Origin of the sequence: uncultured Alistipes sp., assembly GCF_910580175.1 — a bacterium.
In the GTDB taxonomy this organism is placed as follows: Bacteria; Bacteroidota; Bacteroidia; order Bacteroidales; family Rikenellaceae; genus Alistipes.
This window is the reverse complement of record NZ_CAJTXD010000002.1, coordinates 1-14,245: the sequence shown is the minus strand read 5'-3', so window position 1 is coordinate 14,245 and position 14,245 is coordinate 1. Positions and strand designations below refer to the sequence as shown.

Sequence of the window (14,245 nt, the reverse complement as noted above, 5' to 3'; positions counted from 1 at the left end):
TTTTGTTTTGCAAAGCTCGATTTTTGTATTACCTTTGCGGACACAACAGCGATAGATTTTTTCGACGATATATCGCGGGATAGAGCAGTTGGCAGCTCGTCGGGCTCATAACCCGGAGGTCGGAGGTTCGAGTCCTCCTCCCGCTACTAAAAAAGCAGTCATCCGAAAGATGACTGCTTTTTTTCATTCATGGGCCTACGATTCATTCTTCCGGCCGGAATTCAGCCCTTCTTTACACCCCGCTCGGTCGTTCCAGTCCCCGTTCGGCGGCCAAGCGGAGCATCAGGTCGTAGGCAGCCTGGTAGTCGTTGGGGATTTCGCCGTCGAGAATCGCATTCTTAATTACCTCCTTGATCTCGCCGATTACCCGGCAGGGGCCTATGCCATAGGTCTGCATGATGATTTCGCCCGTAATCGGAGGTTGGAAGTTGCGGATGCGGTCGCGTTCTTCCAGGTCTTTCATCTTGCGACGCACCAATTCGAAGTTCGCCATGTAGCGTTTTACCTTGGCATCGATGCCCGACGTGATGTCGGCTTCGCAAAGCGTCATCAGCGCCTCCACGTCGTCGCCCGCTTCGAACAGCAGCCGCCGCACAGCCGAGTCGGTCACCAGGTCTTCCGACAGAATGATCGGCCGCAGATGGAGGAACACCAGTTTCTGCACGAACTTCATGCGTTCGTTCATCGGCAGCTTCAATTGGCGGAAAATCGCGGGCACCTGCTTGGAGCCGACCACTTCATGGCCGTGGAATGTCCAGCCGACTTTCGGGTCGTAGGCTTTGGTCTGCGGCTTGGCTATGTCGTGCAGCACCGCCGCCCACCGCAGCCACAAGTCATCCGAGCGGCGCGCCACATTGTCCAGCACCTTGAGCGTGTGGATGAAGTTGTCCTTGTGGGCATGCTGTCCCCGCCGTTCCACGCCGCGCAGGCGGTGGAGTTCGGGGAAAATAAGCTCCAGCAGCCCCGTCAACTCCAGCAGTTCGAAGCCCATCGACGGAATCGGCGACAATACGATCTTGTTCAGTTCCGTAGCGATGCGTTCGCGCGATACGATCTTGATGCGATGGGCATTGCGGCGGATCGCTTCGAAAGTTTCGTCTTCGATCGAGAAACCCAGCTGTGCCGCGAACCGCACGGCCCGCATCATGCGCAGCGGATCGTCCGAAAACGTCACGTCCGGGTCGCACGGCGTGCGGATGATGCAGGCATCCAGGTCGTCCAGCCCGCCGAAAGGATCGACCAGTTCGCCGAACGTCCGTTCGTTGAGCGACCAGGCCAGCGCATTGATCGTGAAGTCGCGGCGGCGCTGGTCGTCTTCCAGCGTCCCGGCCTCGACCTGGGGCTTGCGCGAATCATGCGTATAGGATTCGCGGCGCGCGCCCACGAATTCGACTTCCACGCCTCCGGCCCGAAGCATCGCCGTGCCGAAAGTCTTGAAAACCGAGACTTTCGTGTGCAGTTCGCGTCCCAACGCTTCGGCCAGAGCCACGCCGCTTCCCACCACCACGATGTCGATATCCGTCGAGGGGCGGCACAGGTAGTGGTCGCGCACATAGCCGCCCACCACGAAAGCTTTCACGCCCTGGGCTTCGGCCAAGCGCGAAATGCGTCGGAATATGGGATTCGAGAGCGGCACGCGGTTATTCGGCAAGTTTCAGTTCGCGGCGATAGAGCTGCACGGTGTTCTCCAGTCCGAAATAGAGCGCATCGCTGATGAGCGCATGGCCGATCGACACCTCGTCCGTCCAGGGTATCCGCTCCACAAAATAGTGCAAGTTTTCCAGCGACAAATCATGTCCGGCATTGAGTCCCAGCCCTTGGCGGCGCGCCTCCTCGGCCGCTGCAACATAGGGCGCGATCGCGGCTTCCCTGCCAGCCGCATATTCGCGGGCATAGGCTTCCGTATAAAGTTCTACCCGGTCGGCACCGCAGGCTTTCGCCCCCGCGACCATCGCTGGATCGGGATCGACGAAGTGCGAAACCCGAATCCCCCGTTCATGGAAGCTGGCCGTTACCTCGGCAAGGAAATCCCTGTTGGCCACCGTGTTCCACCCCGCATTGGAGGTAATCGCATCGGGAGCGTCCGGCACCAGCGTGACCTGCGCAGGCACGACTTCCAGCACCAGCCGGACGAAATCCGGTATCGGATTTCCCTCTATGTTGAGTTCGCTCGTCAGCACCCGCTTGAGCGCCCGCACGTCGTCGTAACGGATGTGGCGGGCATCGGGACGCGGATGCACCGTGATGCCGTCGGCACCGAATCCTTCGATGCGCGTAGCCGCAAGCACCACATCGGGCAGATTGCCGCCGCGCGAATTGCGGACTACGGCAATCTTATTGATGTTAACACTCAACTTTGTCATAATTTCACTAACTTTGCTTCCGATAGCCGTCCGCAACCGCCGGACGGAGATGCCGCACGGCAGCTTCGCAGCCTCCGTTCCGGCGTGGTAAAGTTACTTATTTTTTCGCAACTCCGCCGATGAAAATCATACTTTTTTCCCGCGGCAACGCCGACCGCAGCACCGAGGACGTGCGCCAGCTCTTGAAAGCGCTCCGCCGCCACGGCTTCGACTATCTCGTCAACGAAGAGTTCGCGCCCGTCGTCCGCGAAGCAACGGGAGAGGAGATACCCGCCGACAAGTTGTACGGCGAGCGGCTCGGCCCTCAGCCCGCCGGCACGACGATGGTCTGCTACGGTGGCGACGGCACGCTGCTGGAGGGCGTCCACCGGCTGGGCGGCGCCCCGATTCCGGTCGTGGGGATCAACGCAGGGCACCTGGGGTTCCTGACCGGCGCGCCGAGCGAAAGCGCCGAGCAAGTTTTCGGGCAAATCGCCCGCGGCGAACTGGCCGTGCAGCCCCGGTCGATGCTCGAAGTACACGGCGACTTCGTGCCTGCCGCCGGGCCGATGCTGGCGCTCAACGAGTTTACTGTCCAGCGCCACGGCGCCGACATGCTTTCGGTCGAGACCTACGTCGACGGCCAAATGGTCGCGACCTACCACGGCGACGGCGTGATCGTCTCCACGCCCACCGGTTCCACGGCCTATTCGCTCAGCGCCGGCGGCCCGGTTGTCGCCCCCTCGTGCGCCTGCCTCATCATTTCGCCTTTGGCGCCCCACAACCTGACCATGCGTCCCGTGGTGGTTCCCGACACGGCGCGGATCGCCCTGCGCGTGCACGAACGGCGTTCGGATGCGTTCGCCACGCTCGACAACCGCAGCTACCCCATCGCCTCAAGTGCGGCCTTCTCCATCCGACGGGCCGAACAACCGATTTTTCTGGCCATGCCGCACAATATATCGTTTTACGACACGTTACGCAATAAGATGATGTGGGGAATAGACATCCGGGAAAAACGATGAACCGGGCATGAACGTTCGATTCCGACCGTCCGCCATCAACTATTCGCTGTTCCATTATTCATTTTCAAGGGAAATTCCCTATATTTGTGCCCTATTATGAGCCAAGAGAAACGCATACCGCAACACGTCGCCATCATCATGGACGGCAACGGCCGCTGGGCCGAGTTGCACGGCTTGCAGCGGCACGAAGGCCATGCGGCGGGCATCGAGCCGATCCGGGCTTCGCTGCGCGCGGCCATACGCTACGGCATCGGCTACCTGACGTTCTACGCTTTCTCAACCGAGAATTGGGGACGCCCCGCACAGGAGGTCGACGCGCTCATGGAATTATTCTGCCAGTGCGTGATCCACGAGACGCCCGAATTGCAGCGCCAAGGCATCCGCCTGCGGACGATCGGCGACAACACGCGTTTTTCGGAGAAAGTGCGCAGCCACCTGGCCCGGGCCGAGGAGCAGACCGCCGCCGGCGACCGGCTGACGTTCATCCTCGCGCTCAACTACTCGTCGCGCGACGAGATTACCCGGGCAACCCGCCAAATCGCCGCACGCGCCGCTGCCGGGGCACTCGACCCGGAGCGGATCGACGAGGCGACCCTCTCCGCGGCGCTCGACACGGCGGAGTATCCCGATCCCGACCTGGTGATCCGCACCAGCGGCGAGAAGCGGTTGAGCAACTTCCTGCTCTGGCAGGCATCCTATGCCGAACTTTACTTCCCCCAGGTGCTGTGGCCCGACTTCTCCGAAGAGGAGTTCGACCGTGCGATAGCCGAATACGACCGGCGCGACCGGCGGTTCGGACTGGTCAAATGAACGAAAGTTGAAGATTAGATATTGACAGATGAATCATTTCGGTAAGGTACTCGCAACGGTGGCGTTGCTGACGTCGGGTGTTGCGGGTACATTCGCCCAGCAGCCCGCGCATCCTGTTTCCGCGGCCCAGGAAACCCCGGCCGGGAAACATGCAGAGACGGTCGACGAAGCGCCGTCGTTTCCGGAGAATGCGCCCCTGCTGCACCACGAAGCCACGCCCCGGCTCTACCACATCCGCAACGTCGACATCCACGGCGTGAAATACCTCAACCCCGAAATCCTCAAGTCTTCGGCCGGACTCATCGCCGGGGATTCGATCTACCTGCCCAGCGACTTCATCGCCAACGCCATTTCGCGGCTTTGGAGCCAGCGTTTCTTCTCCGACGTGAAGATCGGCGCCGAAATCGAGGGCGACAGCCTCGACCTGCAAGTCTTCCTCAAAGAGCGGCCGCGCGTCTACAACTGGGCGTTCGAAGGCATCTCGAAAGGCAAACAGAAAGACCTGCTCGAAAAACTCAAGCTCAAGCGCGGCAGCGAACTTTCGGACTACGTGATCGACAAGAACATGAAGTTGATCAAGAATTATTGGGCCGACAAGGGTTTCCGCGACACCGAGGTCGAGGTGCGCATCGAGAACGACTCGGTGCGTCCGCAGGCCGTTACCGTCACTTTCGTCATCGACCGCAAGAACAAGATCAAGATCGGCAAGATCAACTTTTCGGGCAACGACAACTTCGCCGACAAGCGCCTGCGCCGCACGTTCAAGAAGACGCACCAGAAATCGATCAACTTCTTCCGCAACACCAAGCTGAACGAGAACGACTTCGAGGAGGACAAGGAGCTTCTGATCGACTTCTACAACTCGCGCGGCTACCGCAACGCCACCGTCGTTCGCGACTCGATCTACCCGATCGACGACCGCCATCTGGGCATCGACATCCAAGTGTCGGAGGGCAACAAATACTACATCCGCAACGTCTCGTGGGTGGGCAACTCCGTCTACGAGACCGAGGAGCTGCAACGCATGTTCGGCGTCAAGCGGGGCGACACCTACGACAAGAAGACCATGCACAAGCGCCTCGGCATCCAGAAGGAGACCGACCTGGAAGCGATGTCCGTGTCGTCGCTCTACCAGAACAACGGTTATCTGATGTCGCAGATCGACCCGGCCGAAACCATCGTAGGCCCCGACTCGATCGACATCGAGGTCAAGGTATTCGAGGGCAAGCAGTTTACCATCAACAACGTGGGTATAACAGGCAATCAGCGCGTCGACGACGAGGTAATCCGCCGCGAGCTGACCACCTACCCCGGCGAGTTGTACGACCGCTCGCTGTTGATGCGTACGCTGCGCCTGCTGGGTTCGATGGGGCACTTCAACGCCGAGAACATCGCACCCGACATCCGCCCCGTGAACAACGAGCTGGTCGACATCAACTGGGCGCTCGAAGAGCAGGCCTCCGACCAGTTCAACATCGCCGGCGGTTGGGGTTCGGGCACGTTCGTCGGCTCGGTCGGCATCACGCTGAACAACCTTTCGATCAAAAACTTCTTCAAGAAAGGCGCCTGGCGCCCCTACCCCATGGGGCAGAACCAGCGGCTCTCGATTTCGGCCCAGACCAACGGCACTTATTATAAGGCGTTCGCATTCAGCTTTACCGACCCCTGGCTGGGCGGCAAGAAACCCAATTCGTTTACCCTCTCGGCCCATATTTCCGAGCAGAACGACGCCAACTGGCTTACCAAGAAGGCTTCGCGCTACTTCCGCACCTACGGCGTGGCGGCAGGTCTGGGCAAACGGCTTTCGTGGCCCGACCCCTACTTTACGTTCTACGCCGAAGCCAGCTACGAACGTTATTCGCTCAAGGGCTGGGATTCGTTCATCGTCAAAACCGGTTCGTCGAACCTGCTCTCGCTCAAGCTCGTGCTGGGCCGCAACTCCGTCGACCAGCCCATCTACCCGCGCCGCGGTTCGGAGTTCAGCGCCTCGGTACAGGCCACGCTGCCCTATTCGCTCTGGGACGGCAAGGACTACAAAGCACTCGAAGAGCAGGCCGCCAGTTCCAATTCGGCCGTGGCCAACCGCGCCAACCAGGAACGTTACCGCTGGGTAGAGTTCCACAAGTGGCAGTTCAAGGCGCAATGGTTCCAGGCGCTGACCCGCAATTCGAATCTGGTCTTGATGCTGCGGGCCGAAATGGGTTACCTGGGCAGCTACAACAAGAACAAGGTCTCGCCTTTCGAGCGGTTCGAGGTCGGCGGCGACGGCATGTCGGGATACAATATCTACGGTATCGACATCATCTCGATGCGCGGTTACGAAGACGGCGCGCTCGACCCGACGAGCTACTATTCGTGCGGCTACAACAAGTACACGGCCGAATTGCGCTACCCCGTGATCCTCAAACCTTCGTCGCAGATCTACGTGCTGGGCTTCCTGGAGGGCGGCAATGCGTTCGACTCGTGGCGCGAATTCTCGCCCTTCAAGATCAAGCGTTCGGCCGGCTTCGGCGTGCGGCTCTACCTGCCCGTGGTCGGTATGCTCGGCATCGACTGGGGCTACGGCTTCGACGCCCCGGCCAACAGCACCAAGAAAAGCGGCAGCCAGTTCCACTTCGTGATGGGCCAGCAGTTCTAAACCTCCAAAACGCAGTCGGACCGCGCGCACAGAACCAATAAAGCCTTTGCTTGGCAATAAATTTGAAAGAAAAAAGTTATATTTACAGAAAAATACGACCGGAATGCCCCGACACCCACGGTTGCAAAACGGAATATGACTTAAAACCGAATCCTATGAAACGATTGATGTTCATCGCTGCATTCGTCCTGGCAGCTTCCGCCGCCACGGCCCAAAACTGCATCATAGTCAACAGCGAGAAGATCTTCAAGTCGATCGACGCCTACAACACGGCCATCGCCACGCTCGACAAGCTCGCCGAGGAGTACCAGCAGCAGGTCGACGCCCGCTTCGCCGAGATCGAGACCTACTACAACAACTACATGGCGCAGAAAGCCTCCATGTCGGCCAACATGCGTCAGTCGCGCGAAAACGCCATTCTGGCCCTCGAAAAGGAGGCAACCGAATACCAGCAGAGTCTCTTCGGCCAGGAGGGCGAGCTGATGAAAAAACGCGTCGAGATGATCGCTCCGATCCAAAAACAAGTCTTTGCCGCCATCGAAGCCTATGCCAAACAGGCGGGCGCCTTGGCCGTGATCGACTCGTCGAACAACCCCACGCTGCTATACGCCGCCCCCGCTGCCGAACGCACGCAGGAGGTAATCGCAGCCTTGAAAAAATAACGCATCAAAAACTTAACGAATAACTATCCCCTATGAAAAAGGTAATCAAGCTGACCCTCGCGGTTGCATTGACGTTGAGCGCTTCGTCGCTTTTCGCCCAGAAGTTCGGACGCATCAACACCCAGGAAATCCTTCTGGCCATGCCCGAAACCAAAGAGATGAACACCAATATGCAGGCCTACGGCAAAGACCTGGAAGACAACCTGGAGACCATAGCCGTAGAGTTCAACCAGAAACTGGCCGACTACCAGAAGAACTATGCCAGCTACTCCGATGCCGTGCGTCAGCTCAAGGAGAAGGAGTTGCAGGAGTTGCAGAACCGCCGCCAGGAGTTCGAGCAGATCGCCCAGCAGGACTACCAGAAAAAACAGCAGGAACTGCTCACCCCGATCATCGAGAAAGCCAAGGGCGCCATCGACAAGGTAGCCAAAGCCAACGGCTACATGGTCGTTTTCGATACGGCCACCGGCTCACTGGCATCTTTCGACGAAGCCACGCTGACCGACCTCGCACCGCTGGTGCGTGCCGAACTGGGCATTACCGAGGAAGCGCCGGCCGCTGAATAAGACCCGAACCGGCGGCACGGACCGACGGCCACGACCCGCCGCAGCGACAACACAGCCAAGCCCGGGTGCATACCCGAAAAGGCAAGAACGACCCCTACCGCCATTCGTTTGCGGCAGGGGTCTTTCTTCGCATTCGACCCGGGCGGCGGCTTCTCTTTTATCGTTATCGCCAGCTTGTTGTTCATTTCGTCCGACAATCGAACTTTTCGAACTATTTCTTGCAAAAAACTGCCTATATTTGTCGCAAACTTCAGAAACAATGAATACCCAACCGCAAGAAAACGCCCAGTCCATTACCGACTTCACGCTGAGCGAACTCATCGCCCGAACAGGTTACGGCAATTCGACGTCGCAAGAATTCATCATCGCCCACAGCGGAGCGGCCGACCTGGAGGCGTTCCACTTCCCCTGCCGCATCGATGCCTTCATCATCGGTATCGGCACCGAAGGCGAAACCCAGGTCTCGGTCAACCTGACCGACTACATACTGCATGAAAACACGCTCTTTCTCATCGCGCCGCAAAACATCATCCAGGCAGCCCACGGCACGCTCAAAGGGCACATGGTGGTGGTTTCGTCCCACTTTCTGCAACGCATGAACATCGACATGAAACACCTCATGCCTCTGCTGCTGCAACTCGGCACTCATCCCTGCATCGACATCTCTACCAAAGAGCGGCAAGAGTTGCAACATTTCATTTCGCTGATGGATCACGAAATCCACGCGTCGTCTTCGGCTTTCGCCAACCACATCATCAGCGAACTCTTCATCGCCACCCTCTACAAAATCGGCGACACCGTGCAGCACTATCTGGAGACGCATCCCGAAACCGAGAAACGCAAGCCGAGCCGGGCCGAAAACTACTTCCACCGCTTCCTCCAGGAACTCAGCAAACACTACAAGACGGAGCGCAGCGTAGGATTCTATGCCGAACAGCTCTGCATCACGCCCAAGTACCTGACGACCCTGGTCAAGGAATTCAGCAAGCATTCCGTCTCCGAATGGATCGAAATCTATGTGATCCTTGAAGCCAAAACACTGCTCAAATATTCGAACCTCAGCATCCAGGAAATCGCCTACACGCTCAATTTCCCCAACCAATCGTTCTTCGGCAGCTATTTCAAGCGCAACACGGGCATGTCGCCCTCGCAATACAAAGCCGCAGACACGACCAACGAGGAGGGGGGGGGTGTCTGCTCGGATATTTAAACTACTATTGAAAACCCTTTAAACAGCCATTTTCCAACATCTGGCGCACTACTGGTTTTTCATCAGAACGGATACCCCACGCCGAAGTTCAGCGCCGTGTTCTTCCACCGGAAGTTGTGTATCCAGCGTTCGCCCGCCGGGTTGTTGGGATTGTGCAGTTGAATGCCCCAGTCCAGACGCAGCACGGCGAATTTGATGTCCAGACGCAGACCTAAGCCTGTGTTGAAGCCCAGTTGGCGGTAAAACTTGTTGAAGTAGAACACCGCATCGTCAGAATATTCCGAGGGATCGGTGCGGATATACCAGATGTTGCCCACATCGAAGAACGTCGCACCATGTACGATGCCCCAGATCGGGAAGCGCAGTTCCAGGTTGGCCTCCAGCTTCACGTCGCCCGTCTGCACCGGGAACGGACTGTGGGGATCGGGCACCGATCCCGGCCCCAGCGTACGGGGTGTCCAGCCGCGCATGCTGTTGCTGCCGCCCGCATAGAACTGGCGGTCGATCGGCACGCTCGGCGAATTGCCGTAGGCCATCGCCACACCGCCGTAAAGCCGCCATGCAAGGGCCGTTTTCTCGCCCAGCATATTCTTGCGGCTCAAGCTCAGGTCGGTGCGGAAATACTGCGCATAGCGCAGGCCGAAAATCCGATAGTAGCCCTTGTCTTCGTAGGGTTTCGAAAAAAGATGTTCCAACCCGTCGATCAGGTTGCCCGCCGTCTCGGCGTTGAAGCGGATTACCGTGGCATTGCCACCCAGATTCTTGAACTGGTTGTTGTAGCCATAACTGAACGCCAGGCCCGCAATGAACTGCGGCTGGTAGCTGTACTCCAAATACTTGTTGAGTGTGCCGGCCAGAAAATCCTTGTCCAGATAGCCCACATCCACCACGTGGATGTCGATCGGCCGCAACGAAAACGACGAGTAGCGCGAGTCGGTCCAAAGGTAGGAGATGCCGGCGCTCGACAACGTGCGCCGATAGTAGGGGCGATCCTGGAAATTGATCGAAAGTTCGATCTTCGTCTTGGGCTGGTTGACCGAGCGGTAGCGCATCGGCCGCCACGGCACCAGAAAGCGCGGGAAGGTCAGCCCCACCGACGCAGCGAACTCCGTAGCGCGCTTCTTCCGCGCATCGGGCGCCTTCATGAATTCGTAACCTGCCGTGAACGACACATCGAACGATTCGGCACCCCGGAAAATATTGCGGTTCTGGTAACCTACGGTCGCCTTCAGCCCATAGAAACTGGAGGTCGTGCTCCCTTCCAACTCCACCTTGAAACTCTGCCGAAGCGTCGGTGTACACAAGATATTGCAAGTCAGATAGCCCTCCCGAGTATAGTCCGTGCGGGTCGAGTCGGCCGCAGCGCCGATATAGGAAACGTAGTTGGTCACATCGACCGTCTGCGGCTGCTCGACGAACGCGATGCGGGCACTGCGGAAATACCCCATCGCCATCAGGTCGGTATAGGTGCGGTTGACCTGTGCCGAATTGTAGACATAATTGGGGTAGAGCGGCACCGCCTGCCGCAGAATGGAGGGCCGGACGTTGGGCCGTTTTTCATAGATGACGTTCAACCCCCGATAATACACCGTGTCGAGACGCGAAAAGAGCATCGAATCGGTACGCAGGGCGATCGGGTCGAAATCGGGATAAATGTTGATACGGTCGATGCGGTAGACCATGTTGTTGTCCATCACAGCTTGGCCGCGCTCGTCGTAGCCCGTCAGGTGCTGTTTGACGACGATCCGCACCCCCACCCGATGATCGCTCAAAAGCGTGTCGGCCACGAATTCGATGTTGTTGACCGAGAAATTATAATAGCCCCGTTCCTTGAGGTAAGCTGTGATGCGTTCCCGCTCGCTATCCAACATCGTAATGTCGAAAATCCGGCCGGGCCGCACCAAGGTGTTGACCGTATCGGGCGCCAGAATCTGTTCCAGAAACTTGTCGCGGAATTCGTAGGACACCGTATCGATCAGATAGGGCGCTCCCTGCCGCACCCGATAGACTACCCGCGCCCGTTTGCGGCGCGAGAGGGTGTCGACCTCGAACGACGCGGCAGACGAGAAAAACCCCTTGGTGTCCATGTAGACCTTGAGGTTCTCGGTGCTCTTGCGCGTCAGTTCCATGTCCAGCACCACGGGCGCTTCGCCGATCTTGCGCTTCCAGTTGTTCCAGCCGTTCTGCTTCTCCGGGTCGGCCTGCTCGTAGAGCCACACATAGAAATTCGTGCCCAGCAGCCGTTTGTTGGGCGTCTGACGCACGTACTTCTCCAGATCGGCGGCCGGAATCCGCTCCTTGCGGGGCGCCGACTTATCGGTTTCGACGTTCACCCGCTGCAAGAAATACTTTCCGTCGGGAATATGGCGCGTAACGCTGCATGCCGAGCACACGAAGCCCAGCAGCACGGCGAACCCTATGCGTCGCGCCCTCCGCATCGGGTCACTGGTTGAAGAACCCCTGCTCCTTGAGCAAGGCGAAATACGACTCCGAAAAGACCAGGTTGTCACGCCGCACGTAGCGCCGCTCGGTAAACACCTTGGCCAGATTCTCCAGGCCGTTCTCCTCCAGAAGCCGGCGGGTCTGTTCCGACTCCTCGCGCTCGGCCCACAGCTCGTCGATCTCGGCCGCCGTGTAGTCGGAATATTTTTCGTAGTGTACAACCGCATCGAGCGGCAGCCGATCGGTCAGCTCAGGCGTCTCGTCGGGGTATCCGACCACCACGGTCGTGAGCGGAATTACCCCCTTGGGAAGCTCCAATATCTGGATGATCTCGGCCGCCGTGTACAGCGTAGTACCGAGGTAGCAGATCCCCAGGCCGTGCATTTCGGCCTGCACGCAGAAGTTCTGCGCGGCCAGCAGGGCATCGGTCGCCGCATTGAGAAACCAAACGAGATTGTCGTAGGCCGGGTCGGCACCTCGCTGCTCGCACCACATCGTGAACCGATGCACGTCGGCGCACACGGTTACCAGACATGGCGCCTGCTCCAGCATCGGTTGGTTGAAATGACACGGCGCCAATCGCTCGCGCAGCGCCTTGTCGCGCGTGACGACAAGCGAATAAAGCTGCATGTTGCCGCACGTCGAAGCTCGGGCCGCCGCTTCGAGACAATTTTGCAACACCTCCTCAGGGATAGGTGTCGGACGAAACTTACGTATAGACCGATGCTTGAAAAGCACATTCTTCATAGTGATTCCTGTTTTGAAAACATTCTGCAAAAACGATACAAACAAGCGCCCGAACCTCCGGACGCATGTTTTGCCGCCGCCGTTCCGGCAAGCCGGACACCTCGCCCGAAGCATCGCCGGGCCGAACGGCAATCAATCCTCGACAAAAATAGTAAAACTTTTAGAAGTTTTACTATTTTTGTCGTGAGATAACCGCACGAGTGAACCATGCGTACAGCTTTTGCCAAATACGAAGGCGCCGGCAACGACTTCATCCTCATCGACAACCGCGAGGGCGGCTTCGCACCCGATCCGCAGCGGATCGCCCGCTTGTGCGACCGGCATTTCGGCATCGGTGCCGACGGGCTGATGACCCTCACAGCCGGCCGCGGCGCCGATTGTACGATGCACTATTACAACGCCGACGGGTCGGCGGGCGAAATGTGCGGCAACGGCGCCCGTTGTTTCACGCTCTTTACCGAGCATCTGGGCATCGGCGGCCGTGAAAAGTCGTTCGACGCCACAGACGGCCGTCACAAAGCCATTGTCCGGCAGGCAGACGCTTCCACAGGCGAAATCGAGGTCGGACTGATCGATGTCGAACGCATCGACGCAGGCGCAGGCTGGTGGTTTCTCAACACGGGCGTACCTCATTATGTAGAATTCGTCGCCGCCACCGCCACAGTCGACGTCTTGACCCGGGGCCGGCAGATTCGCAACGACCTGGCTCGCTTCCCGCAAGGCACCAACGTCGATTTCGTCGAAATCGTCAACGCAAACACGCTCCGCATGCGCACCTACGAACGCGGCGTCGAAAACGAAACCCTTGCCTGCGGCACAGGAGCGGCGGCGGCCGCCGTCATAGCCAATTTTGCACGGCATCCGCAGACCGACACGTTCCTCATCCATGTGCCGGGCGGCCTGCTCCGCGTGGCCTTCACGCACATGCCCGGCACGCAACGCTACACCGGCATCCGGCTTTCAGGGCCGGCACGACGCGTATTCGAAGGGACATTCGACACAGCCGATCTCTGAAAATCCATTCTCATAGTTTCCACCCATGAAAACAGACAAAGGAGTTCGCACCCGCGATACCGACGAACTTCGCAAAGCCAAACGGCTCGAACCGCTCCACAAGAGCGGAAAGGAACGCCATGCCCTATACAGCAGCATGGACGACGAGGACGACGACCTGCCCCGCCCCAAACGGGAATCGGCACTGGATTATTTCGACGAAGAATAGCAGTGCCATGACCGAAAAATTCATCATGGCCGGCACCACGGCCCTGCACATCTGCGATTCCGAACACGGCGACCGCTGCGTAGTCTTGCTGCACGGCTACCTCGAATCGCTCTTGGTATGGGAAGAATTCGTACCCCTGCTTTACAAAAATGTACGCGTCATCACGCTTGATCTGCCCGGACACGGCATTTCCGAAGTGAAAGGCAACGTACACACGATGGAATTTCTGGCCGACACAGTCGCGGAAGGCCTTCGGAGACTTGGCGTGTCCCGTTGTACGTTGGTGGGTCATTCGATGGGCGGTTATGTGGCGCTGGCTTTTCTGGAAAGACACCCCGACATGCTTGAGGGGGTGGTTTTGTTGAGTTCAACCCCCAATGCCGACACACCGGAAAAAGCCGAAAACCGCCGTCGGGAAATCGCCTTAGTCAAGGCCGGGAAGAAAGATACCCTGGCACGTGTAGCCCCCGCGGCAGGATTCGCCCCGCAAAACCGCCTCCGCCTGCAAGATGCGATCGAAGATTTGGCCGACCAAGTCTTCCTTACTGAAGACGCGGGTATCGTCGCCTTGCTGGAAGGCA

At 58.5% G+C, this 14,245-nt stretch carries 13 protein-coding genes and 1 tRNA gene; 10 read left to right on the top strand and 4 right to left on the bottom strand.

Features of this window, described 5'->3' with window-relative positions; all coding sequences use genetic code 11:
* Positions 1-73: 73 nt before the first annotated feature.
* Positions 74-146 (top strand) — tRNA-Met (locus tag QZ298_RS02445).
* 86 nt (positions 147-232) lie between these two features.
* Here QZ298_RS02445 and QZ298_RS02440 read toward each other — a convergent pair.
* Both QZ298_RS02440 and QZ298_RS02435 read right to left on the bottom strand, forming a co-directional pair.
* Positions 233-1,636, bottom strand: coding sequence for an HD domain-containing protein (locus QZ298_RS02440; protein WP_296005723.1), 1,404 nt, complete (start codon positions 1,634-1,636; stop codon positions 233-235).
* A 4-nt stretch (positions 1,637-1,640) separates the two neighbouring features.
* Positions 1,641-2,363, bottom strand: coding sequence for a pyridoxine 5'-phosphate synthase (locus tag QZ298_RS02435; protein ID WP_296005151.1), 723 nt, complete (start codon positions 2,361-2,363; stop codon positions 1,641-1,643).
* Between the two features lie 119 nt (positions 2,364-2,482).
* On the opposite strand from QZ298_RS02435, the gene QZ298_RS02430 reads away from it, so the two are divergent.
* The 6 genes from QZ298_RS02430 to QZ298_RS02405 all read left to right on the top strand — a co-directional run bounded on the left by QZ298_RS02430 (position 2,483) and on the right by QZ298_RS02405 (position 9,253).
* Positions 2,483-3,367, top strand: a complete 885-nt coding sequence (locus QZ298_RS02430) for an NAD(+)/NADH kinase (RefSeq protein WP_296005150.1) — start codon at positions 2,483-2,485, stop codon at positions 3,365-3,367.
* 96 nt (positions 3,368-3,463) lie between these two features.
* Positions 3,464-4,177, top strand: a complete 714-nt coding sequence (gene uppS / locus QZ298_RS02425; RefSeq protein WP_296005149.1) for a polyprenyl diphosphate synthase — start codon at positions 3,464-3,466, stop codon at positions 4,175-4,177.
* A 28-nt stretch (positions 4,178-4,205) separates the two neighbouring features.
* Positions 4,206-6,815: a POTRA domain-containing protein gene (locus QZ298_RS02420; RefSeq protein ID WP_296005148.1), complete on the top strand. Its 2,610-nt coding sequence runs from the start codon at positions 4,206-4,208 to the stop codon at positions 6,813-6,815.
* A 155-nt stretch (positions 6,816-6,970) separates the two neighbouring features.
* Positions 6,971-7,477: an OmpH family outer membrane protein gene (locus QZ298_RS02415; protein ID WP_296005147.1), complete on the top strand. Its 507-nt coding sequence runs from the start codon at positions 6,971-6,973 to the stop codon at positions 7,475-7,477.
* Between the two features lie 32 nt (positions 7,478-7,509).
* Entirely contained in the window at positions 7,510-8,043 is a 534-nt protein-coding gene (locus QZ298_RS02410) for an OmpH family outer membrane protein (RefSeq protein ID WP_296005146.1), read from the top strand.
* A gap of 259 nt (positions 8,044-8,302) precedes the next feature.
* Complete coding sequence (locus tag QZ298_RS02405; RefSeq protein ID WP_296005145.1) at positions 8,303-9,253, top strand: helix-turn-helix domain-containing protein; 951 nt, start codon at positions 8,303-8,305, stop codon at positions 9,251-9,253.
* 62 nt (positions 9,254-9,315) lie between these two features.
* On the opposite strand, the gene QZ298_RS02400 is transcribed toward QZ298_RS02405, so the two are convergent.
* The gene (locus QZ298_RS02400) at positions 9,316-11,691 is read right to left on the bottom strand and encodes a BamA/TamA family outer membrane protein (protein ID WP_296005144.1); all 2,376 of its coding nucleotides are present in this window, start codon (positions 11,689-11,691) and stop codon (positions 9,316-9,318) included.
* A gap of 4 nt (positions 11,692-11,695) precedes the next feature.
* Positions 11,696-12,442: a nitroreductase family protein gene (locus QZ298_RS02395; RefSeq protein ID WP_296005143.1), complete on the bottom strand. Its 747-nt coding sequence runs from the start codon at positions 12,440-12,442 to the stop codon at positions 11,696-11,698.
* Between the two features lie 207 nt (positions 12,443-12,649).
* Between QZ298_RS02395 and dapF the strand changes: the two genes are divergently transcribed.
* From dapF to QZ298_RS02380, 3 genes are all read left to right on the top strand, one after another.
* Positions 12,650-13,456 (top strand): diaminopimelate epimerase, encoded by an 807-nt coding sequence (gene dapF, locus QZ298_RS02390; RefSeq protein ID WP_296005142.1) that lies wholly within the window; start codon positions 12,650-12,652, stop codon positions 13,454-13,456.
* Positions 13,457-13,481: 25 nt separating this feature from the next.
* The gene (locus QZ298_RS02385) at positions 13,482-13,664 is read left to right on the top strand and encodes a hypothetical protein (protein WP_296005141.1); all 183 of its coding nucleotides are present in this window, start codon (positions 13,482-13,484) and stop codon (positions 13,662-13,664) included.
* Positions 13,665-13,671: 7 nt separating this feature from the next.
* The coding region (locus tag QZ298_RS02380; RefSeq protein ID WP_296005140.1) for an alpha/beta fold hydrolase at positions 13,672-14,245 on the top strand (574 nt) is incomplete at its 3' end.